The 20,865-nt window shown below is 43.0% G+C and carries 25 protein-coding genes; 14 read left to right on the top strand and 11 right to left on the bottom strand.

All coding sequences use genetic code 11. From position 1 onward, the window contains the following. Window positions 1-65: 65 nt before the first annotated feature. Complete coding sequence (gene dpdD, locus FD724_RS38115; protein ID WP_179076772.1) at window positions 66-2,339, top strand: protein DpdD; 2,274 nt, start codon at window positions 66-68, stop codon at window positions 2,337-2,339. A gap of 245 nt (window positions 2,340-2,584) precedes the next feature. On the opposite strand, the gene FD724_RS38110 is transcribed toward dpdD, so the two are convergent. From FD724_RS38110 to FD724_RS38100, 3 genes are all read right to left on the bottom strand, one after another. After that, window positions 2,585-3,187 carry a hypothetical protein gene (locus tag FD724_RS38110; RefSeq protein WP_179076771.1) on the bottom strand — a complete coding sequence of 201 codons (603 nt, stop codon included), beginning with the start codon at window positions 3,185-3,187 and terminating at the stop codon, window positions 2,585-2,587. Window positions 3,188-3,601: 414 nt separating this feature from the next. Further along, entirely contained in the window at window positions 3,602-3,886 is a 285-nt protein-coding gene (locus tag FD724_RS38105; RefSeq protein ID WP_179076770.1) for a hypothetical protein, read from the bottom strand. A 32-nt stretch (window positions 3,887-3,918) separates the two neighbouring features. Further along, window positions 3,919-4,323: a hypothetical protein gene (locus FD724_RS38100; RefSeq protein ID WP_179076769.1), complete on the bottom strand. Its 405-nt coding sequence runs from the start codon at window positions 4,321-4,323 to the stop codon at window positions 3,919-3,921. Between the two features lie 37 nt (window positions 4,324-4,360). Here FD724_RS38100 and FD724_RS38095 point away from each other — a divergent pair, with 37 nt between their 5' ends. The 5 genes from FD724_RS38095 (at window position 4,361) to FD724_RS38075 (ending at window position 8,245) form a co-directional block, all read left to right on the top strand. Continuing rightward, window positions 4,361-5,167, top strand: a complete 807-nt coding sequence (locus tag FD724_RS38095) for a class I SAM-dependent methyltransferase (RefSeq protein WP_179076768.1) — start codon at window positions 4,361-4,363, stop codon at window positions 5,165-5,167. Window positions 5,168-5,281: 114 nt separating this feature from the next. Beyond that, window positions 5,282-5,839: a GIY-YIG nuclease family protein gene (locus FD724_RS38090; RefSeq protein ID WP_313931446.1), complete on the top strand. Its 558-nt coding sequence runs from the start codon at window positions 5,282-5,284 to the stop codon at window positions 5,837-5,839. Window positions 5,840-5,864: 25 nt separating this feature from the next. Continuing rightward, window positions 5,865-6,068, top strand: coding sequence for a hypothetical protein (locus tag FD724_RS38085; protein ID WP_094347023.1), 204 nt, complete (start codon window positions 5,865-5,867; stop codon window positions 6,066-6,068). A 341-nt stretch (window positions 6,069-6,409) separates the two neighbouring features. Beyond that, on the top strand, window positions 6,410-6,862 hold the full coding sequence (locus FD724_RS38080; protein ID WP_179076767.1) for an Hsp20/alpha crystallin family protein: 453 nt from the start codon (window positions 6,410-6,412) through the stop codon (window positions 6,860-6,862). A gap of 255 nt (window positions 6,863-7,117) precedes the next feature. Continuing rightward, the gene (locus tag FD724_RS38075) at window positions 7,118-8,245 is read left to right on the top strand and encodes a hypothetical protein (RefSeq protein ID WP_179076766.1); all 1,128 of its coding nucleotides are present in this window, start codon (window positions 7,118-7,120) and stop codon (window positions 8,243-8,245) included. 232 nt (window positions 8,246-8,477) lie between these two features. Here the strand turns inward: FD724_RS38075 and FD724_RS38070 are convergent, their stop codons facing one another. Next, window positions 8,478-8,705 (bottom strand): hypothetical protein, encoded by a 228-nt coding sequence (locus FD724_RS38070; protein ID WP_179076765.1) that lies wholly within the window; start codon window positions 8,703-8,705, stop codon window positions 8,478-8,480. Between the two features lie 162 nt (window positions 8,706-8,867). Continuing rightward, window positions 8,868-9,083 carry a hypothetical protein gene (locus FD724_RS38065; RefSeq protein WP_179076764.1) on the bottom strand — a complete coding sequence of 72 codons (216 nt, stop codon included), beginning with the start codon at window positions 9,081-9,083 and terminating at the stop codon, window positions 8,868-8,870. A gap of 802 nt (window positions 9,084-9,885) precedes the next feature. Here FD724_RS38065 and FD724_RS38060 point away from each other — a divergent pair. Both FD724_RS38060 and FD724_RS38055 read left to right on the top strand, forming a co-directional pair. Then, the gene (locus tag FD724_RS38060; RefSeq protein ID WP_179076763.1) at window positions 9,886-12,411 is read left to right on the top strand and encodes a hypothetical protein; all 2,526 of its coding nucleotides are present in this window, start codon (window positions 9,886-9,888) and stop codon (window positions 12,409-12,411) included. 60 nt (window positions 12,412-12,471) lie between these two features. Continuing rightward, window positions 12,472-12,696: a hypothetical protein gene (locus FD724_RS38055; RefSeq protein WP_179076762.1), complete on the top strand. Its 225-nt coding sequence runs from the start codon at window positions 12,472-12,474 to the stop codon at window positions 12,694-12,696. A 52-nt stretch (window positions 12,697-12,748) separates the two neighbouring features. On the opposite strand, the gene FD724_RS38050 is transcribed toward FD724_RS38055, so the two are convergent. Both FD724_RS38050 and FD724_RS38045 read right to left on the bottom strand, forming a co-directional pair. Continuing rightward, window positions 12,749-12,985 (bottom strand): hypothetical protein, encoded by a 237-nt coding sequence (locus FD724_RS38050; RefSeq protein ID WP_179076761.1) that lies wholly within the window; start codon window positions 12,983-12,985, stop codon window positions 12,749-12,751. A 32-nt stretch (window positions 12,986-13,017) separates the two neighbouring features. Further along, window positions 13,018-13,500 carry a hypothetical protein gene (locus FD724_RS38045; RefSeq protein WP_179076760.1) on the bottom strand — a complete coding sequence of 161 codons (483 nt, stop codon included), beginning with the start codon at window positions 13,498-13,500 and terminating at the stop codon, window positions 13,018-13,020. A 159-nt stretch (window positions 13,501-13,659) separates the two neighbouring features. On the opposite strand from FD724_RS38045, the gene FD724_RS38040 reads away from it, so the two are divergent. Beyond that, window positions 13,660-13,914: a TIGR03643 family protein gene (locus FD724_RS38040; RefSeq protein WP_179076759.1), complete on the top strand. Its 255-nt coding sequence runs from the start codon at window positions 13,660-13,662 to the stop codon at window positions 13,912-13,914. Between the two features lie 386 nt (window positions 13,915-14,300). Here FD724_RS38040 and FD724_RS38035 read toward each other — a convergent pair whose 3' ends face one another. From FD724_RS38035 to FD724_RS38020, 4 genes are all read right to left on the bottom strand, one after another. Then, entirely contained in the window at window positions 14,301-14,552 is a 252-nt protein-coding gene (locus FD724_RS38035; RefSeq protein WP_179076758.1) for a hypothetical protein, read from the bottom strand. Between the two features lie 128 nt (window positions 14,553-14,680). Beyond that, window positions 14,681-15,277 carry a 3'-5' exonuclease gene (locus FD724_RS38030; protein WP_256874784.1) on the bottom strand — a complete coding sequence of 199 codons (597 nt, stop codon included), beginning with the start codon at window positions 15,275-15,277 and terminating at the stop codon, window positions 14,681-14,683. Window positions 15,278-15,303: 26 nt separating this feature from the next. Then, window positions 15,304-15,792 carry a hypothetical protein gene (locus tag FD724_RS38025; RefSeq protein ID WP_256874772.1) on the bottom strand — a complete coding sequence of 163 codons (489 nt, stop codon included), beginning with the start codon at window positions 15,790-15,792 and terminating at the stop codon, window positions 15,304-15,306. A 426-nt stretch (window positions 15,793-16,218) separates the two neighbouring features. Further along, window positions 16,219-16,791: a sigma-70 family RNA polymerase sigma factor gene (locus tag FD724_RS38020; protein WP_114084178.1), complete on the bottom strand. Its 573-nt coding sequence runs from the start codon at window positions 16,789-16,791 to the stop codon at window positions 16,219-16,221. Window positions 16,792-17,130: 339 nt separating this feature from the next. Between FD724_RS38020 and FD724_RS38015 the strand changes: the two genes are divergently transcribed. From FD724_RS38015 to FD724_RS37995, 5 genes are all read left to right on the top strand, one after another. After that, window positions 17,131-17,457, top strand: coding sequence for a hypothetical protein (locus FD724_RS38015; protein WP_114084177.1), 327 nt, complete (start codon window positions 17,131-17,133; stop codon window positions 17,455-17,457). 653 nt (window positions 17,458-18,110) lie between these two features. Further along, the gene (locus tag FD724_RS38010) at window positions 18,111-18,383 is read left to right on the top strand and encodes a GlsB/YeaQ/YmgE family stress response membrane protein (protein ID WP_099101606.1); all 273 of its coding nucleotides are present in this window, start codon (window positions 18,111-18,113) and stop codon (window positions 18,381-18,383) included. Window positions 18,384-18,617: 234 nt separating this feature from the next. Next, entirely contained in the window at window positions 18,618-19,106 is a 489-nt protein-coding gene (locus FD724_RS38005) for a DUF4174 domain-containing protein (RefSeq protein WP_179076756.1), read from the top strand. A gap of 251 nt (window positions 19,107-19,357) precedes the next feature. Beyond that, window positions 19,358-20,320 carry a S1/P1 nuclease gene (locus tag FD724_RS38000; protein ID WP_179076755.1) on the top strand — a complete coding sequence of 321 codons (963 nt, stop codon included), beginning with the start codon at window positions 19,358-19,360 and terminating at the stop codon, window positions 20,318-20,320. Between the two features lie 186 nt (window positions 20,321-20,506). After that, on the top strand, window positions 20,507-20,863 hold the full coding sequence (locus tag FD724_RS37995) for a hypothetical protein (protein ID WP_179076754.1): 357 nt from the start codon (window positions 20,507-20,509) through the stop codon (window positions 20,861-20,863). Window positions 20,864-20,865: the final 2 nt, after the last annotated feature.

The following is a 20,865-nucleotide window of genomic DNA, read 5'->3' as shown; positions in this document are numbered from 1 at the left end:
CTGTAAAAATTTGAGTACTTTTTATTACACATCCTACTATATTAACTATGTGATATTCAAAAGCGATGACTAATGCCAGCAATGCAGATATCCGCCACTTCCTAGAGCAGTTTTTTGGCACTGACAACAAATTTGACCTTGGCAAGATTGAACGTGGCGAAGGAAAACAAGCCAAAATCCGTCCTTGGGTCGAGTTGTTGACCAAAGGCGAACCTCAGCCAACAATTCTTCCCTGCTGGCGTTCCGAGAGTGTAGATTGGTACGGCATCGCCCTTTCGGAACGCCAATTACGCCGTTTGAGTGAAGAATTAATGGCGTTTGTTGGCCCCACATATTCGACATTTCGCGGACAAAGAGCGCAACTAAACCCCCAAGACCCTATAGAATTAGCAATTTACGAATTTACTGGAGGCGCTGCGGTCAAACTGTGCGGACAAGCGACGGATGTTTGGGAAGCACTAGAGCAGATGCGCCGAGTGAGTGAGAGACGGGTGAAACGGGTCGCAGATATTCCCCGTCCCACAGGTCGCGTACTGCGGGACTTTTATATGGCATTGCAAGCAGGCGATCGCATTGCTGCGGAAAACTCACTACAATACCTTGTAGACCAGCATCGTCTGGATGCGCTGAATCTGCTGTTTCTGCGGGTGCAACTCTTAGCAGAACTAGAGCAATGGAATGAGTTGCTTACCCTCCCGGAACTAGGCAATCTTTTACAGGTTCGCCGCCCCTTCGCCGTTACCCAAGCTCTGCTGAAGGCAGTATACTGCACTGAACTACAACATTTTGAGGACAATAACGCCCCAGGCAGTGCTGTAGCCTATTTCCAAGAAGTAGTTTTCCCCCGTTACAACAATCTTTTTGCTGTCCGTGCAGGTAGTAAAATCCCGGAAGTATTGAAATTATTTATGCTGCTGGCGGTGGGTGGAGAACCAACGAAACCTGCACTTCGAGACGAACTGCTGGCAATTGGGGAAGTTGAAGAAACTCACCGCAGCTATTTGCAAAGGTTAGCTGCACTGCTAAAAGATTCTACCCCGAACAGCGAAGGCGACCCCCTGCAACAAGCCGAACAGCTATCCAAAAATGGAGACTTTGATCAAGCTTTTTCATTGCTTTGTAATGCTACGTCGTCGAAAGAGAAAGTTCGCTTGCTCCTTCAATGCGCCTACGAGTTGCAAACTTTGGCGGTGGAAAAAGCTGTATTGCAAGCCTTTGACGAGTTGACTGCTGACGAGCAAACAGCCTTGCTAAAGGTACGTTGGAACCAAGATTTTCTTACTCAACTGCGGGGAAGCCAAAAAGGTACAACAAAAGACACCCCAACAGCTTTATCTGTCCCAACGAATTGGTTGGAGTGGTTATCGCAACTTGATAAAAAGCCAACCTGGGAACGAGCGTTATACACTGCACGCCAGGGTTCTGCCGAGTGGGATGTCACTAGCTTGCTGATGCAACCACAGGCGGTGGCAGAATTTGACGAATTGTTAAGTAAAGTAGGCTCAACAGCTGAGTCTATCCTGCACGATGCGCTTCCTTACTTGCTAGGATTTTTTCAGAAAGATGAGCAATTTCCCCGTAGCGAGTTCGAGAGCCTTTATTACTCATTGCTAGAACTGCTAGTCCTGAGTACAGAGGGTGGGGATGTTGATTTGGTTTTGTTCAATGATTTAGCGATCGCTATTTTAACTTTGGGAGTTAATACAGCAAAATATACAGAGATTGTAGACTATGCTTTGGAGCTTTGGGACAGGTTCGCCTCACCCAAAAAAGTTGATTGGATGCTTGACTTAATTGATGTACTAATATCATATCCTTGCCCAGTCCTAGAAAAGCGCGAACAACTTCTATTTGCTACGGCTGAAACTCTACGCCGTTTTACAGAACGTATTGATGAAGTGCAAAGGGGAATCTTTCGCGCTTTGGTAAAAGATTTACACTTAGGAGAATCGTTTCCAGATTTGCTTGACGAACCAGCGAGTTTAGTCGAGCAAAATCTGGAAGTTGAGGTGAATATTTTCCAAAAACTCAAGAGTAAATCTGTTCTTATTTACACTCTCACAGAAACCGCAGCAATCAGAGTAAAAAGTATTTTAGAAGCAGCTTGTAAAGAAGTGACAGTTTATCTCAGTCATGACAAGGGAGGTAATGATAGGCTGCGTCAGTGGGTGAGAAATTCTGACATTGTTGTGATGGTGACGGCTAGTGCTAAACACGCAGCCACAGGTTTTATTGAAGCGAATCGTCCATCGCATCTTGCGCCGATTCTTTTGGTTAACAGTAAAGGTAGTGCAAGTATGCTGCGTGCGATTAGCTTATATCTTGCACCAGGCGACTAGAAGTCGCACGCCAGGTGCTTCAAGTCGGCGGAGCCGCCCAACGCACTGGCTTGGCTACACAGGCAAAACACGCCTGCGCGGGTTTTGAACCTTGATTTTCCGTTAGTCTTCACAATACCAGGCGGACTTCGTTTCTTCGTTTATATAGCCGCGATTTATAATCGCTAAGGCTAGGTGCAAGATGTGAGTTAGGGAATATTTGGCATGTTCAAGCTAATAGACTAGGGGCGATCGCAAGAGCGCCGTTAACTTGCCGGATGATATAACCCCGTATTTTCGTTAAATTCCCACCCCATACCTGATCTATCCTTGCCCTTGCACCATGCCACAAAAAGCGGTGGATGCAGATTAATTCGCTGTTCACGTATAGTTTCTACATTTACACCAAGTCTTGAAGCTAAACCTTCTTCCGTTAATGGTTGGATTCGCGGAGTATGCCCTTGATAGGATGAATTGTTATAGTACGATTTCTTCTGCCGCCTTGGTTGGTTGTTGAGATGATTTTGAATTTTAATAATCGCCTCGGTAAACTGTGTCATTCGGGCTGTCATCCCCTCAATTTTTTGTTCTAAATCGGCGAGATTATGGATTGCTCCAGTTTCGTTGCTATTAGATTCACCGAAGTTCTGTGATTCCAGCTTATCCAGTCGTTCGCAAATAGCTAATATCGTTTGGGAAGTAGGGTTGGCGCTTCTACTGTTACTGTCCAACGCCAGTATTAATTCATCCAAAGAGTGAAGCAACTCGCTTGTTCGTCCTTGTCGGTGCAGCTGGGATAACTCCCTAACTGCTGGAATCAGGGGAGTGGGTATGCGGATCATCTCGCTGGGTTTGTTCTCGTCAGACATAGTGATATCGCAATTGATAGCAACAGCTATCGATATCAAGTAGATAGCAATGCTATCAACATATCAGGGATTGGTGATTCAAGCACAAACCCGTTCGGGAATTGTCCGCCGTGTTTTGGGTCTTTCGCCCTAGAAGGGATCTTGCTACTTTTGTGCAGGCTTTTGGAATTATTAACGAATAGTGCCGGCATATCCACGGCGCTGTCGTAGAATATAAAAGCTTCCTGAAACTGCACTTCAGTTTTATCTACTGAGTCAAAAATATTGCACCAGTATAACTACCCGAACATCATTATTAATGACTTGCTAAAGGGCGATCGCTCTGGGGATATGTGGTCGGGTGTGGGGCGGGGTTAAGTTGACTATATTTTCTTAACTAGACATAACTAAGTATAGTTACGGTTACTAATTATACTAAAACAGGTGAGAACAGTTACATACATTACTGAAACTTATGTTTAAGCAGCTAGTTTCGCTTTCAATACTAGTGTCTTTGCCCTTGTTGGCATAGCTAGCAGGGTTACTGGGGTCTTTCTTGTTCTCCATACCGAATTTCGCGTTATGACTGATTATTTCGTCTTTGTGTTGCTCAATCCAGTCACGCACCAGCAAGCCATTACAGCCAGATAAATCTCTCAGGGCTTGGTTAGTCACAGCCAAGCGATCGCCGTCCCCAGTCGCCACAGTATCGTTATACAAACAGATTGCCTGATAAGACCTACGAATTTTTTCTATACCTGCCCCCGGCGCTTTGCTCCCCCATACCTCATCATCAGTCTTGGCTTGCCAGTCAATCTCTTCCTTGATGGTGCAATCTTGGCAGGTGTGGCAGTGGTAGCAGGTGCTATTGCTATGCCTTGAGTTACCTTGTTCACCACCTCAATAATTTTCTTTTCTAGCCAAGAATCTAACTCAGTGACATTCAGAGTAACTGTTTGGGCTTGCTGTGCTGTGGTTTCCATAGCTGCTTTCTCCTGTTGTAATTGTTTGTTGGCTATATCTAATTGGTTATTGACTTGCTCTAACTGGTTATTACTTTGGCGTAACTGCTTAACTTCCGCCTCTAGTTGAGCAGTTACGCGCTGTGCTGACTGTAATTGCTTTGCAGCATCCAAACGGTCAGATGAGCTATACAATTACCGAAGTCTGAAAGTTGTAGTATGGGGGATAAAAATGGCACAAGATGACCGCTATACACTTGCCACAGGGGAGTTAGGCGCACATCGGCTTTCAATCCTCAACATCATCCACAAGCCCTATACAGAATTCTTATTCCGGCAAGTTGGACTTGAGCCAGGAATGTTAGTAGCTGACATTGGTTGCGGAACTGGTAATGTTTCTAACTGGCTGGCCCAACAGGTTGGTTCTGGCGGCTCTGTTTTTGGTGTAGATATGAGTGCCGCACAGCTAGAAAAGGCGCAGCAGAATGCAGAGGCTCAGGGTTTAAGCAATATAAAATTTACCCTTGGCAATGCCTACGATATAGGATTACCTAAAGAATCTTTTGACTTGGTTTACTGCCGCTTTTTGCTAATGCACTTAACTCGTCCTACTGATGCACTCGACCAAATGCGATCGCTTCTTAAGCCTGGTGGATTAATGGTGTGCGAGGAAGCAGACTTTAGCTGTGCCTTTTGTGATCCGCCATCCCCGGCTTATGAGCGTTGTTTTGAACTTTTCTTAGCTATCAGCGACATTCGCGGTCAGCATTTTCGTCTTGGAACCACGCTATACCGAGTTTTTCAGGATGTTGGGTTGGTTGCACCGTCCGTTTCTTTGGTGCAACCCGTTGTAGTGCGCTATAACGCCAAACGCCTAGTCGATTTATCATTATTTGAGGCAGTTGATGCTTTCATTGAAGCTGGACTGACAACACAAGAAGAGATTGACCAGACGATTGCCCAAATAAGGGCATTGGCTGCTGACGAAACAACAATATTTTGCATCCCTCGCGTCACGCAGGTTTGGGCGCAAAAATAAGTTTATTGTTCCGTTTCCGGTTTCAAAACATGCGAATCGCTTAAACCCGTTAACAAGTTTACTCAATTCAGTTTTGGGGGATAATCAGCAAGTCGCCACGCTCCCGTAATACCCTTGGAACCCAATCAACTAAACCTATTTCCAGAAGTGAAACCCACACCAGCACGTAGAGCAGAGGCGCTGGTGATGAGTGCTGATGCCTTGCTGAGGTGGAAAGCGCAGATTTTGGACTATCAGCAACGGGTGAGGGAAACCAAGCCAGTGCAGCAGGCGACATTATTTGACCTAGCTCCAGTGCATTGTGACCCAGAGACGATAGATCCGTTTACGCTGCATTTACAACCAATGGCTTTTTACCGGATGCCAGATGATTTTGGTCAAGCAGCTTTGTATTTTGTGATTGATAGTGCTGCTTCCCTATTACTTTATATTGGCGAAACCTGTCGTAGTAACAAACGCTGGCGTGGGACTCATGGCTGTAAAGATTACATCAGCAGTTACCAAGACTTACATTATCGCTATCAGATAGAGACGGCAGTTAATATTGGTTTTTGGTGGGATGCTCCAGTTGAACAACGCGCACGGCAGGCGCTAGAGTTGAGCCTGATTCAAAAGTGGCGATCGCCGTTCAACAAGGAAAATTGGGAGCGGTGGGGGCAGCCGTTTAAGTAGGGTGTTTCGTGGTGATTAAATTAAAATGTCTGATAATTTACCTTTTCAAAATCCTGACCAACTACAGCAATGGCATCAGGGTATAAAAGATGCCAACCGTAATAATATTTTCTGTCATTGTCGTGCTTGCGATTATGAGTGGATGGATTCAGCATTTGATGTTACTTGTATTCAATGCAGTAGCAAAGATGTAGAAAGTATTTCATCTTGGCAGTTTCCCGATGACTAAATCGAAATGCTTATTGAAGAGTGCGATGGCGAAGCGAGTAAAGCGAGTGTCATATTTGTTTTGGAAATATAAGCAATGCCTAACTGTACTATCCCCTTCAACAGCAGATTTATTAGTTGATTATTAGTGATATTAATAGTTCTTATTCTGGTTTACCGAACCGCAAAAATCGAGTAAACCGTAATCTTATTTTAGGTCTACTTTAGTGCGGTAATCATCCTTGTATGAGGTGATGAGAACCGAATTTACAGGAGTTTTAAGCTTACTTATTATAAATACATAAGCACAAACCCAAGTGCAAAAACGATTAAACAATAGCTGAATTTTTCCGAGAAAGAGTTATGGCACTAGTTCGTTACAACCCCTGGCAAGACTTGAACGCTTTAGAACGTCACATCAACGGCTTATTTGGAAATACCAGAGTCCCATCTGCACGGTTTGACAGAGATTTTATCAAAGTTCCGGCGGCTGAATTGCAAGAAAATGATGATGCGATTCATCTAAAACTAGAACTGCCAGGACTGGAAGCTAAAGACCTAGATATTCAAGTCACCCAAGATGCTGTTCATATTAGCGGTGAGCGCAAGTCCCAAACTCAAACCGAAAACAATGGCACTACAAGAAGTGAATTCTACTATGGTAAATTCCAACGTGTAATTCCTCTATCTGCTAGAGTTCAAAATACCAATGTCACCGCAGATTATAAAGACGGTATCTTGAATTTGACACTGCCAAAAACTGAGCAAGAAAAGAACAAAGTTGTCAAGGTTAATCTCGAACAACCTGCTGCATAGTCTGAAACTTCTCTACCTCCAATGATTGATTGAGATAATGAAAGCCCAGTTATGAGATGACTGGGCTTTTTTGTATGCGATGTCTACGACGGGCTGCATCGCTCTTAGGATTTATCCTCTATACCTGATATTTACTTAATATTTACTTGATAGTTGCTTGTTGATAAATAAGCCCATTAATTTATATAGAAAATTCTTGAAATTGGAGATTTAGTAAATTTACTGTATTTTAATTCAGTAGCAGAGGGAATCATCATGCACAACCACATCTCGCGCCGTGCGTTCTTCATTGGCGCGGTGAGAGCGGGAGCGACCGGACTTGCCGCCACGTCCCTCTCAAGAACCGGAGTTTTCGGCAGCATCGCCGTCGCACAAAGCCAAAAGAGGCTGCGTCTCAACCTGCCCCCCTACCCGTTCTTTGACAACCTCCGAACTGTCATGACCGAGGATCAAGCCCTCCTAGACCGACTCGTGAGAGCCTACGCGCGTGCAACCCCGACGGCGAGTCAGAATCCGATCGACTTTCTCTCACGCTACGTCCCAGTGTACGTGTTCGAGCAGACACTCCGACCGTCCGAACCCGGCGACCCGTCGCTTTCGACGTTGCTGTGGCTGATGCACCTCGCCGGGTATTTTGGCGGCGTGTGGTTGCGTGACGCTTTCATCCGCTTCCCGGTGCCAGGTTCACCGAACCCACGGCCCGGATTTGCGCCGACCGCGAATAGCTTTGACGCGATTGTGACGCGCATTAACGCCGCGCTCATAGCATTCAACGGCAACGATGCCGGAGCGATCGCTTACGCCGAGGGGAGTCTTCGGGGTGCGCCGCTCCAGGGACTCACCGACAGCTACGGGTACAACGCAGGCTACCTCGACCAGATTCTGACTGGTTCAAAGCCGACAAACGCGATGGCTCCTGTAGGCTACTTCATCTACCGCGACACCTTACTCTTCGACGGTACTTATGCTGTCGAGGAGATCCGCCCGCTCGACAATTGGCGGCGACACGCCGAGCAAGCCGCAAGTCGGCCGCGCAGTCGCTATGCTGAGATTGTCAACGGTGCAGGTGGTGCCGACTCACTCCTGGCGATCCAGTCGGCCGGGGTTGTACGGGGCAAGGCAACGTGGCAGCCCCAGAACGTGTTCCTCGCGATCGCGAACTACGACCAGCCCACGTATGACCTGCTCCTCGTGACCAGCGCCTACTTCTTGCAGTGCATACAGGCTACTGGGCTGGCGGCGCTTGCAGCATCGGCAGTTGGGAACGCAGACTGGGCGCGGGCCGCCGTGCGATCAAACGCGATGATCGTGCCGTATGGAGGCAGCTATAGCGTTGGCCTCTTTGACAACACTGGTCAGCTGCCGACGTTCACGATGGTCTGACGGTTGACTGGTCGCCGTGGGCTGCGGACTTTGAGGTTCGTCAGCATCCATTACGCTTGGGGGTCGGGCGATCGCTCTTGCTTCCTCTAAGAATGGGGAGAGCGATCGCATCGCATATCAAAGAACGTCTATCGCCGAGCGTGAGTAGTACGTGAGGCGGAAATCCTTCTCGTAATAGCTCAAGTTTGGCAATGTTTTACTTTCAGTTACTGAAGCATTGCTGAGTCCTGATTTAACGCAAGGACTCTAAGATAATTGTTATTGTCATCAAACACAACAGGATAATTCCTAGCTTACAAAACAAATGTCCTGCAAAGGGCAGCAGGACTGCCACAATATTCAAAGCCCCAAAAGTCATCGATAGAATGTAGCCGATCGCAAACCAAAATATTGCTACCAAGAAATATTTGAGGAATTTAGCAGTCAATTTGAATAGAAAACTATACTGATTTGTGGTCATAGCTATGAACTCCTATATGGACTATTTTTCTGAAAATCAGTGTGCTGAAATGCTGTCTACATAAGTCTTTTAGTTGGGAATTTGACCCGATGGCATTTCATAAGTTCGTAGCGTTTCTAAAGCCGAGTCCGTAACACTTTTACAAACTTATGAAATCCTGTATTAAGCAAATTCCTGGTCAAGCAGCTTAGGCTGAATATTTGGCAGTTGCGGGTCAATTAGACACTCCGCAGAATGGTTTTTAACTTCTACTTGTAACCCTAAAGGCGTAACTTGCACAATAACAGTTCCATCAAACTTTGCTAGTACGGCTAAAAAGGTAGTTAGCAAAGCTAAATAGGCAAAATACTTAAAGTTTTGATTGTTGAGTAAATTCATTTTTTGCCCTGCAAGTGATTAATTTATTCTGTTGGTTCTCAGAAACCAAAAAACGGATGTGCTGAAGCTTCAGCAGCATCCGTCGTGGTTATTTCCATCGATGATGTGTTAGTAGAAATTTATTAGGTTGTTCAGAATCAGTCTCACACGAGATTCATTTCAAAAATTTACGAGGTGTAGTTGTGCTGTTATCACCTCTAAAATTAACAAGGTTTAATTCCGTGGATTACCGAGGGACAAAACAGGAATCCATATTCACCGTCCTGTCCACGATGCAAGATCGTAATAGTCGCATAACCTTGTTGTAGACGAAAAGTCTCAAACAATGCGCTATTGAGCTTTGTGATAACCTGTTTCCCAGTTTCCAAGGTTTCCCGTTGTCTAGACAGCGGAGTCGTTCTCCAGACAGCTAGGTCTTCTACCGTAATCAGGAAAGTTTGAAAATCTCCACACCAGCATTCAACTTTGTACTGACTTTGATTAGGGTAGCACCGGATTTCCATAAGTCCAGTGTTGTTAGATTGTTGAAATCTAGCTATCCGTTGTTCGCAGTAGTCGAGGATTCGCTCTACCGCTTTGGGAGGCAGAAACTATTCATACACTGTAAACCTGATGTACTATGTAAAATATAAAATCACTTTTTTATAGCGTAATCTGTAGCCTAAGCTACAAATTACCACCAAATGTAAATTTAGGTCACTTTTAGCTGCAAAATTTTGTATCATCAACCACAAAAAAATAATAACTATAGCAGTTTAATGTCAATACGATTTACATTTAAGCTAGATGTAGAATAAAAGTCATGAACAAAGAAAGCACTGGAGATCAAGAAGAACTACGGGAGATGCTCCACTTCTTCTTAGACAAAATGGGAGCAACGCAGGTCGAACTCTCAGAAGGTATGGGTGTTAGCCGACCAGTAGTGATTAATTTTTTGAATAAAGACAAGAAGCAACGATTGCCAGTTGACCGTAAAAACTTGATCAAACTGTGTGAGAGTCTTTACAAACGTAGAGCGTCCAAAAGAAAATCAAAAATAGAGGGAGGAGAAAAAGTTGAATCTAATCCTGACGAATTGCGAGACTTATTGGGAGAGATTGGAGCTGATGAACTACTGGAGTCTGCTGGCTTTTTGCCAGAGAACATTAGTACTATTAAAGTGACCCAAGAAAGATTTTTTCAAGTTGCTCAAGTAGTTGCATTGCTTGAGTTTTTGGATTTTGAAGATTTACGTCCCACAACCCAAGAGTTTTTGGCGATCGCTAGTAACAAGATAGCTATTTCAAGTAAAAAGCATTTTGGAGAGGATTCTGAGTATCAGGAGAATGACTATCTGGGGCATCTGATTGAAGAATTACGGGAATCACATCCAACATTGGGCTTAAAACTGAGACTGGAGATTATCGAGAAGCTGCGGCGGAACTGGGAAAGATTGAAAGCTGGAGGCAAGACAAAATTCACTCGGCAAGAAGCGATCGCACTTTTCCTTAGTATTGTCATTAAACAGCAAATGCCTAAAGATCCAGCTAATCTTAATATTAGAGTTCAAAAGGTAGAATTCCGAACTTTATCCAAGTACATTAATCAGGAAGAGAAATATAGTGATGTATACCATAGGTTCGTACAGATTGCTCATCAAGCAGAGCGCAATCTCAGTACTCTGGGTGCGTGCTTAACAACACAAATAGAACCACAGTCTCTTGATTCGCTCAGTCCAGTGATTATGGCGGTAGTAACTTGTAGCTTTAGTCAGGATGGCAGTTCTAGTGAACTTCTCGAATGGATGTATACCTCTAGCAATACAATAATGGAGAATGCGATCAGTGCCTGTAGCTTACACATGGGTTTTACTGAAGAGGTAGCTAACATTACCCTATTAACAAAAACCCTAGACGGCAGTCTTGACTCTTTAGCTGAAACAACAGTAACTCTGGGAAATAAACAACAGTATCAAGGGATTTGGGTTGACCGGGATTCAATGATCACTATGCTGCAAGCGATTGTCTGTGCTGCAAGACAATGGTTAGCAGATCGGGACTGGAATCACGAACTCGACTTGGAAATCTATAGTTCAGCATTTAAAACTCTCTCTGATTTAAGGAAGCGAGTAACTATAGCAAGGAGGGCTTTTCAGAATTTTCAGTTCCTTGACAAAGAGTGCCAATCTACTGAGATTGAGAGTATTGCTAATACAGCTAGAGATGAATTGAACAAAATTCCCAAAGAAAAGATTTATTTTTCATATCGACTCAACTTCTACCGTTGCTATCTCCTCGCAAAACGATTGGAGTTAAGGCGATCAAATTCTCAAGGTAATATCGGTAATGCACAACAGCTTATTCAAGAAATTAAAGAAGTCCTTGAAGAAGACCAGCAAGTAAAAGAAGAGGTTATTCCTATACAGGCTCTAATTCAGTCAGATATCTATTTATATGAGCTTTCCTGCGGACATGAGTCAAATTTATTTGAATCCACCAAGAGGAGTAAGTGGCTGGGATTGTCAGAATGGGATAGTAAAATTAGAGGTGCAATTAAACCTGGATCTTGTTATAAAGATGCTGGTTTAGATGTTTATAAAGCCTTGTCTGAAATTTATGGAAATATTGCACGTATAGAGCTTTACCTTTGCGACGATCGCAATATCCTAGAACAAGCCGCAGAATATTTTCTGAAAGCAGCTCATTATGGATTGCGTATTGGTTTAACTCAACGTATGACTCGATGGGTAGCTTTAGCAGGACGAGTCTGGGTCAGACTTGGAGATGATCATTTGTCAATACAGGCATTACATTTTGCCAAAAAACTTGCTAATAATGATTTAACAACTGGTCATAGTGAGAATTTTCGCCAAGCAGTTCTTTCAGAAATTAATTTACTTCAAGGAGAATATCAGCTTTTGATTCAAAATAATCCTATTGAGGCTTTAGAGTGTTTTTTAAAAGCCTTGAAGGGGTCTGTATACTTAGGCTTAAACCGTCGGATGTGTGATGCACTCTTCAATATTTCTAGGTGTTCAAAGAAGCTTGGCAACTTTAGTACAAAAAAAGGACTTAGCAGTGTCTTTCAAGGAGAGTATCAGTTAATTGAATCAAACAAAAGTGAACTGAATAAAATGAATAACTCTACGTCTGAAAAAGTTTTAGATTTACTATGTAGCTTATGGAGTAGAGAAGATAATCCTACTTGGTTTCAAGTACGAGGTGAGTTTTCTAAATTGGCGGCAGATATTTGGCAGGGATGGCATCTTGATACTAAGCCAGGAACAACGACAAAACATCCAATCGCCGAGCGGATTGAAAGCGAATCTTGGCTTTGTCAGGTTAATTAAGCGATGTTATTAACATATTCTAAGTAAGCTAACTGCCACCCCAACAATACGCCCTACTTCGTGAGAAAAACGAAAAAGTTTTGCGTAATTCCTGTTAAGAATGAAGATCGAGGACAAAGAGCGATCGCCTACGGTGGACGGGTACGCCATCGCAGACCTTTCAATGCAAGCGATCGCTTTTCCTCTTTGAACGGCGCACCTCAACAGTTATTCCCTCCATCCCCCCTGCTTTCCTGGCTTGAATGGGGCGATCGCTCTCCGGTTTTCCTCTCTACGAGACGGTGAACGCGAACGCTTGAATGAAGGGCGATGTCTACGACGGGCTGTCCGGTGTCGCTCAATTTCCAAGAGAACCATCGCAAGTATCCTCCCACACTGCCATGAACTCTTGCCACTCCTCCTCAGTCTGGGGTGGTTTGTCTTTGGTCAAGCCCACTACTCGCGCTAGCTTTCGGGCTTGGTCTATGCTCTCGCCAAACTCTATCAACTGGTGTTCTACGTTGGGGTCGTAGCCTTGGGCTAGTAGCTGGGCATACTCGGTATCGGTCATGCCGAGGTTGTGGATGTTGGTCATGGTTGGGGGGCGATCGCATCTATTCACTACTCTTAGGTCACAGTTAGTTCTTGCAGCAAGGCATCATTTATCCGTTGTGCTTCTTCACCAGACTGTTCCGTTACATTAAAAGCTTGCTGCACTATGGTTTTAACTTCCTCTGGTAGCGATTCAAACTTATCAGTATTGAGTATGACAATGCGACAACCGGGGTAAGGGGCAAAATCACCGAAAGGTTTCATCCCTGATGTTATGAGCAATTTGCTAAGTTCTGCAATAGAATGGCGAGGCTTCTGGTTGTCTGAAGTGCTATTAATTTCGGATGCAAAATAACCACACAGCCAACTTAGGCTATCAATATCTCCCTGAAATGCTGCCAAAATACCTGTCACTACTTGCTGGTTGAGCTTAACAGGCAGATTGTCAAAAGTTTGGTCTAATGCTTCTGGCTGTCGCTGTTGGCAATAACGCACCGCAGATTCAACAAGTTTATCGATTTTTGTAGGTTGGCGTTGTCCAAATCCTTTGCCAGACATGGTAGTTGATGTATTGAATACAGGGATTTTAGCAGGGTGAGCAGGGGGAGAGATTTTATTAGTTGCTAAATCATCCCGCTTTCGGGAGCAACACCGTAATTCTTTAAGACAAAAAGTAAAATAGATGTAGCTCGAATTGACCAATTATAAGCTCTCGGCATGAAGTTACCAAACCTTGATCTCGAAACTATTGATCGCATCATTGAAATGGCATGGGAAGATAGAACACCTTTTGATGTTATTCAAACTCAGTTTGGGCTACAAGAGAAACAGGTAATTGCCTTAATGCGGCAGCAAATGAAAGAATCCAGTTTTCGTATGTGGCGAGAGCGAGTTACCAAACGCAAGACAAAACATTTATTTAAGCGAGAGTTTATTGCAGGTAGGTTTAAGTCACAAAATCAAAAATCATGAACATGAATGTGTGATAGGTGCAATCACTTGGGGTTTCCTCTCTACGAGACGCGCTACTCGCGTTCGCTTGTAAAAGTTGAAGTGACAGCGCTATGTTCAAAGCTTCTGGCAATTTGGCATCACAACTCTCTAAATTGCCGTTTAAATAAGATATCGACAGAACAGAACAGTCACAAATCGCCAGTTGTTGACCCAACGCTGTAGAACTCAGCAGCCAACTCACAGCGCTCGGTCATCGCTTCGCTACAACTGGCTAGTAATGTACTAGAAAACACATAGTAAAGGTGGTATGGCGTACCTGGCCACTTTATAGCGATCACTAGCTTACACAGTTAAGAGAAGCCATCTTCTTGTTATTCCCTGTTTGGCTCACACCTTGATTGCATCTAGCTAATATCGACGATTTTGATTTTGAGCCACCATCCAGATTTTTGATGTAGCCATGCTTCAGCAATAATTTCGTCTACTAAGTACCAAGTCCAATGACCTAAACTCCCTTCCCTGATTCCGTTCCACGAAGGATGGTAACTTAAAACAAGTTGATCGGCTTCAGCAATAGTATCAACTTTTCTTTTAAATCCCTTGAAATTAAAGCTTTCACGCATGATAGTGATGTCGCCCTTGGAAAACTGCTTCATCGACTTGAACAGATTCAATCGCGTCCAGCTTCTGCCAAACGCTGCCTAAGCACTATCAGCTTTGCATACTCTGTATCGGTCACGCCGAGGTTGTGGATGTTTGTCATGGGGTTTGGGGGCGATCGCAATCAAATTACTTTACCTAATACCGTTTCCAAACGGCTGGTAAATTCTGATGAGCGATCGCAAGTCAGAATCAACTGCTCAATCGCCCGTGTCATTGCCACATACAATAGTCGCGCTTCTTCTTCTGGTGTACCGTGACCGTACTGGTCAGGCATAAAACCAATGCCAGGAATAAGCACCACTGAAAACTCTAGCCCTTTGCTGGAGTACATGGTTATGAGTTTGATGCTTTGTTCGTCCGGGTTATAGTTGCGGCTGTCACTATTGGCATTTACCCACTCTATTGGGATTTGGGCTTCTTGGAAGTCGTTGTAGATGCGATCGCCCATAAAGTTGGAGCGATAAATAATTGCTATTTCGTTCCAGGGGATATCTCGCTCGTGTAATTGTTGCACTCGCCCTGCTAGGTAATCTACCTCGTGTTTAAAACTGGGTAAACGGATGAGGTCTGGTTTGGGGCCTTGCCGTCCTGCACTAGTCGGTTCTACCAATATTTGTTGGTCATCATCCTGGGTTTCGGTGGGTTGCATTACTTCTTTAGCAAATTCATACGCCACCCCCAATACTTGAGCCGTGTTGCGGTAGTTGAGTTTAAAAATAGTTGTGCGTCCCTGTGCCTGGATGCCTACGCTCTTAAAGCTAAATTTCTTGTCGCGCTTTTCACCGTAGTAATCGGCACAAGCCGCCCCACAGTTGTGTAATAACTACTCCCCACTGGTGTTGTAGTCGAGCGCTCCCGAAACCGCCGCATGGTAATCAAAAACCACTCCCGCGTTTTGGGTATTGGTAGCTTGTACAGTTGGCGAGTGTTGACAAAGTAATAAAATAGCCAATCTGCCTCAGTGTACATGAAGCAGCCGGGGGTTCCCTTCTCTAAATTGCTGTGAGTTTCAAAGAACAAGTTACGAGTTTTATTCCACCTATCGCCCTTAATCTCAATCAAAATTTCGCCACTGTGCGTTGTCCAGATGAGGTCAATATCTCTGCGTTGGTAATCTGGGTCATTCTCAACATTAACAACGCTAATAGTTTCTGGTTTGGAGTAAAGCCAAGCCTCGATGTCAGCAGCAGCAAGCTTTGCCACTTCTTGAGCTTCGTGCATGGTGTAGGTCATGGCTGTATCTCCAGAGCAAGGCATACTAGTTTATTATTTCACTTTCATTGCCAGAGCGATCGCCCTCTCTTTGAGCGAATATCCTAGCTAAAAGCATTCTTAGAGGAAAACTTAAAGAGTCAGTGACCAAACAAGGTAGATGTGCGATCGCCTTCACTTTGAGCGAGTATTTCAGCTAAAAATATACAAGCGAGGAAAAGTTAAAGAGTCAGCGATCCAAACAGGGTAGATATGCTCCCGACGCATAGCGGCTTTTCGTCAAACATCGCCTGGTGATAGGTGGGTCGCTTCACTCTACACTTTCTTGATGCATAACCAAGCAATATAAATTATACAGATATCTCGTAAGCGTTCAGATTTATTCTTCAGACATTGCTAGGTAAAACTAATGGTATTCAAACACTTTTATAATTGCACTCAAGAATGCTAAACATTTTGAAGTTCCAAAGAATGATATATGCTGCGAAGATGCTTTAAAGCTCTTTCTTTGCGTTTACGCAATGTTGCTTCATTCTGAACTTCCTTCCCTTGTAAAATTAAATGCAATTTAATTTCCTTCCATGATAAATCTTTGATCATCTTCAATCTCAAAATTTCTTTTTCTTCTGGCTCTAACTTTTCAAAGGCTAGGTTTACTCTTTTGAATAATTCCTCTTCAATTTCTTCAGAAACAGTAAGCCTGCAATTAACATGAAATTCAATCATGCTTTCATCAAGTTGTGAAAATCTGTTACGTTCTCGGCTCTGTTCCCTAATGATGTTATAAGCTGTTGCTCGAACCCAAGCAAGCGGTTTATCAATGTGTTCACCTTTTGCCATAAGTTTGATTCCACGCATATATGCCTCATTTAGTACCCAGGTAGGACTATAAGAATTACTGAGATTGAATTGGGCAAGGCTGCGCTTAATGAAAGCTAACATCGAGTGGGCAGAAGAACTCCCAGAATCAAGCAAGACCTGAAATTCTGTGTCAAATGCCTTACGACCACAAGATAGCATCCGATTGCCTCCAGTTAACTAAGTAGGAAGTGTTACGGCTTCTTATTCGGTTGAAAAATGGATTAACTTTACTTGTTAGTGACAAAAATGATTTTTTTGTGACTTGTTAATAAAATTTTTCTAAATTTTCGCCATTAGCGGTCACAAAAGTAAAATATTTTCACTATTCATTATGTAAGGTCACAAAACTAAAACATTCTCACTGTATAATAGGAGGTTAACCAAGCCAAATATGTTCACAAACTGGAAATTAAAAGGATACTGCGTATCTCTAACGAATTCTACAACTAGATGGATATGTAAGTCCGAACAGAATTTGGTGATAAGGAGCTAGTACCAATGGTCAATTTTTCTTTCTCAAAGGAAATTAAAAATCCAGAGTTACCATTAACTCATGAGCAGAAGAACATTATCCGAGAGTATTGTTCTTTAGCAAGTCTAAGTAGTTTATCAGAATCAGAAGCACAACGGATAGCAGATATCTTAGAAATCGCTCAAATAGACCAAATACTTGATTTTTGGATGACAGAAGCCGACTATGTTATTGGTCATAATTTAAACCTAATTCATGAAAATGAACAGAAGAATTTCCAAGCTAGATTAAGAGAATATCTAGTAACTGATTGTGGAGGTTTGAAGCAAATTACTTTTCGGCATACCAAGTAAATTTGTCTGATAAACTAAGAACATAGTCACAAGACTATGTTCTTAGTTTTATAATCAGAGTTTCATCCCACCTAGATTATGCTGATTGAAAACTTAGACTACAAAACAACTACCACGCAAAGTATAGCTACTAGTGTTAAACAGTAAGAGGCAAACATTAAATAGGCAACAACCGCCGCCATTCCCTCAGTTTTTTGCTCTTTAATACTGCCGAGCTTGGATGCAAATGAATTAAATAATCGAAGCATATTTATCGCTCCAGAATTATGTTTACCTTCAATAATTAGTGATAGCTGCTATTAATATGTGACTGGTTTTAATACTGCTAATCACTGCTCTCCGTCTTGGTATAAAAAAAATCACGGTGCGATGACGTAACCGACCGCCGTAATCATAATTCTTCCAGTAGATGAGATAAATCATTAAAAATGCATATACTGCAATTATCAAGCAATGAATTTATTAGCTCCTAGTTTTAGACCAACTAGGAGCTTTTTTTATTTATTATCAATCTCAATTAGGGGGTATATCACCAGAAGTAACAGCATTCATCCTCAAGGCTATTAATAATTGGTTCTGTTGGTAGAAGGAATGTCAATGTTTGGATTGCTATTGTGTATTTGTTGGTAAAAAACGTTTATAAAATTAAAACAATGAATATTCTTGCTTGGATTGTTTTAGGTCTAATTGCTGGTGCTATTGCAAAGGCTATCTACCCCGGTCATCAAGGCGGCGGAATTCTTGGAACAATCATATTAGGAATTATTGGTGCTTTTGTTGGTGGTAGTTTGGGTGTGTTCTTCAGTACAGGAACCTTGACATTAGCCGCCCCCACACTCAGCATTCCCGGTATTGCAGTAGCGGTTCTTGGCGCAATCGTTGCGGTATTTTTGTGGAACTTGCTAAATCGTCGCAGTGCTGTGTAATCAATTAAATTGGAATTAATTAATAACAAAAATCAGGGAATTCATTTCACTATATTTTCTCCCTGAATTTCAATAAAAGAATAGCGCCTGCCTGGATTTAGGTTGGCGCTATTCTTATAGCGATCGCTCTTGCGGGTAAGCATCACACTTATTCAATTACCATCACCAGATAGAGTCATAGCGGGGAAACTAATGATAGCTTGAGATGATGGAACGCTCATCTCAACCCCCGAAGTGAAAAAGTCACTATTAATCGCCCTGACCCTCACCGCCTGTACAGCCGTGTCACCAGTCAGCATTGCTGGTACTGTCCCAAGTTCAACCCATGCCATCAAAATGTCTTCATTTAACCTTAGTTCCCAAAAATGGCAAAACCGCGTGTTACTAGTGTTTGCACCGTCGGTTGATAACCATAGCTATCAGCAACAGATGCAGTTATTTAACCAGCACCAAAACGGTTTTACAGACCGGGATTTAGTTCTCGTTCAGGTTTTGGCAACAGATAAAAGCTATGCCAACGGACAGTTAATAGATGAATCTTCTGCTGTCAAGTTGCGAAATCGCTTTGGGGTTGATAAAGAAAATTTTCAGGTCATTTTGGTAGGCAAAGATGGTGGTGTTAAGCGCAGTGACACAAAACCTGTCCAGGCAGCAGCAATTTTTGAGCAAATTGACGCTATGCCCATGCGCCAGCAAGAAATGCAAGAGCGAAAAAGAAAGTAACTTAAAAATTATTAGAGGAAGCGATCGCTTGTGACAAAGCAGTACACTTGCTATGCACCGAAAATCAAAGAGTGCGATGGCGTACCCACCATGAGCCGGTGGCATCGCACTCTTAAACTCGTTAATGTACAGCTCTGTTTATTGAAATATATGAGTATTGTGTAGGGTGATTTATTTTTATCATGCAAATTTAACCCTAACTTACCTGAATGCAACCTATACTTTAGCTGTATTTTCTAACAAAGAATTTCATGCTGAAGTTACATTCTTTCGCTAAGTTTTCTTTATTAACAGTATTATCAACAATCTTGGTTTGGCAGTACCCAGCTTTTGCTTGGAATAAGTCTGGCCACATGGTTTCAGGAGCGATCGCCTACAGTGAACTCTTGCAGAATCATCAAGAAGTAATTGAGAAAATGGTTGCCATTTTAAAAGAACACCCTGAATACTCTAAATTTGAGCAGCAGTGGAATTCCCTCAAACAATCTAATATTTCTGCTGAAAATAAAAACTTGTACTTGTTTATGTGGGCGGCAAAATGGCCAGATGAAGCTCGTGGCAATCAAACATTTGATCACCCTACTTGGCACTACATAAATTTTCCTTATCAACCAGGCAGTTCTTCAAATTCAATTCCTCGTCAAATTCCCGGTGAAGAAAATATTATCTATGCTTTTCAAAAAAATCTTGATATTGTTCAAAGTAGTGCTACTAGTAACAGCGAAAAAGCAGTTGCAATATGCTGGCTATTCCATTTATTAGGAGATGTGCATCAGCCACTACATACCACCAAATTAATAACTGATCAGTATCCAGAACCAGAAGGTGATAGAGGCGGTACACGTTTTTATATTAGAGTTAAACCAGATAGTCAAACAATTAGTTTGCATAAATTCTGGGATGACCTCATACTAGGCTCAGAAAATTTTCAAACTGTTCGCAACACCGCAACTAAGATAAGAGCCTCCTATCAACGCAGTAAATTGCCAGAATTAAGAGAAACTAAATTTGATAATTGGGCAAAAGTAGAGAGTTTTAATATCGCTAAACAAAAAGCATATCTCAATGGCAAACTTTCTGGCAGTAGTGATAAAAATGATGGAAAGCCGTTACCGCCAAATTATGCTGCTACCGCCAAACCAATAGCAGAACGTCGGATGAGTTTGGCAGGCTACCGTCTAGCTGATGTGCTTAATAAACTGTTCGGCAAGTGATAAAAGATATACAATCTCTTTTGTTCAGAGTACAACATCGAATTGCAGCAATTCAAGCCAGGAAATCAATAGGGTAAAGGGGCGATCGCCGTTGGGGGATTAAACTGATGTTATACCAAAAAATTCCAGACTACGTAGGCTTCTTGAACCGTAGGCATCGTTACCTGTGCTGGATAAACTGGTGATATGCCAAAACTTTCAGAGTGCGATCGCTGTCTCCTCTACTCACATGATCCTCACCTCGTCTGTGCCGTTCACCCAGCAGGGCCACAGGGGGATAGCTGCTTGGACTTTCGACTTGACCCCAACGCTGAAGTAGAGGAGCTATGGCAACCGGAAGGGGCAAGCTACTACAACGGTGAATTAATACTGCAACCACAACAGCGATTGACGCAACAGCAACAGCTAGAGCTGCTAGATACCCATCCTATGTTTACTGGCAAATGCCCTCAATGCGGATATGAGTTTGACCGCGACTGGTCAGCACGGGTGCATTGGGATTGTCAAAATCCAGAGTGTGGGTGGATGGATGATAGCGTGTAGGG

It is taken from the genome of Nostoc sp. C057 (assembly GCF_013393925.1).
Lineage (GTDB): Bacteria > Cyanobacteriota > Cyanobacteriia > Cyanobacteriales > Nostocaceae > Nostoc > Nostoc muscorum_A.
This window is presented reverse-complemented; position numbering and strand designations above follow the sequence as displayed.

Excerpts from the sequence above, each read along its gene's own strand:
- dpdD (WP_179076772.1), top strand. The coding sequence starts at position 66 with ATGACTAATGCCAGCAATGCAGATATCCGCCACTTCCTAGAGCAGTTT.
- FD724_RS38110 (WP_179076771.1), bottom strand. The coding sequence starts at position 3,187 with ATGTCTGACGAGAACAAACCCAGCGAGATGATCCGCATACCCACTCCC.
- FD724_RS38095 (WP_179076768.1), top strand. The coding sequence starts at position 4,361 with ATGGCACAAGATGACCGCTATACACTTGCCACAGGGGAGTTAGGCGCA.
- FD724_RS38085 (WP_094347023.1), top strand. The coding sequence starts at position 5,865 with ATGTCTGATAATTTACCTTTTCAAAATCCTGACCAACTACAGCAATGG.
- FD724_RS38080 (WP_179076767.1), top strand. The coding sequence starts at position 6,410 with ATGGCACTAGTTCGTTACAACCCCTGGCAAGACTTGAACGCTTTAGAA.
- FD724_RS38075 (WP_179076766.1), top strand. The coding sequence starts at position 7,118 with ATGCACAACCACATCTCGCGCCGTGCGTTCTTCATTGGCGCGGTGAGA.
- FD724_RS38070 (WP_179076765.1), bottom strand. The coding sequence starts at position 8,705 with ATGACCACAAATCAGTATAGTTTTCTATTCAAATTGACTGCTAAATTC.
- FD724_RS38065 (WP_179076764.1), bottom strand. The coding sequence starts at position 9,083 with ATGAATTTACTCAACAATCAAAACTTTAAGTATTTTGCCTATTTAGCT.
- FD724_RS38060 (WP_179076763.1), top strand. The coding sequence starts at position 9,886 with ATGAACAAAGAAAGCACTGGAGATCAAGAAGAACTACGGGAGATGCTC.
- FD724_RS38050 (WP_179076761.1), bottom strand. The coding sequence starts at position 12,985 with ATGACCAACATCCACAACCTCGGCATGACCGATACCGAGTATGCCCAG.
- FD724_RS38045 (WP_179076760.1), bottom strand. The coding sequence starts at position 13,500 with ATGTCTGGCAAAGGATTTGGACAACGCCAACCTACAAAAATCGATAAA.
- FD724_RS38040 (WP_179076759.1), top strand. The coding sequence starts at position 13,660 with ATGAAGTTACCAAACCTTGATCTCGAAACTATTGATCGCATCATTGAA.
- FD724_RS38035 (WP_179076758.1), bottom strand. The coding sequence starts at position 14,552 with ATGAAGCAGTTTTCCAAGGGCGACATCACTATCATGCGTGAAAGCTTT.
- FD724_RS38025 (WP_256874772.1), bottom strand. The coding sequence starts at position 15,792 with ATGACCTACACCATGCACGAAGCTCAAGAAGTGGCAAAGCTTGCTGCT.
- FD724_RS38020 (WP_114084178.1), bottom strand. The coding sequence starts at position 16,791 with ATGCTATCTTGTGGTCGTAAGGCATTTGACACAGAATTTCAGGTCTTG.
- FD724_RS38015 (WP_114084177.1), top strand. The coding sequence starts at position 17,131 with ATGGTCAATTTTTCTTTCTCAAAGGAAATTAAAAATCCAGAGTTACCA.
- FD724_RS38010 (WP_099101606.1), top strand. The coding sequence starts at position 18,111 with ATGAATATTCTTGCTTGGATTGTTTTAGGTCTAATTGCTGGTGCTATT.
- FD724_RS38000 (WP_179076755.1), top strand. The coding sequence starts at position 19,358 with ATGCTGAAGTTACATTCTTTCGCTAAGTTTTCTTTATTAACAGTATTA.
- FD724_RS37995 (WP_179076754.1), top strand. The coding sequence starts at position 20,507 with ATGCCAAAACTTTCAGAGTGCGATCGCTGTCTCCTCTACTCACATGAT.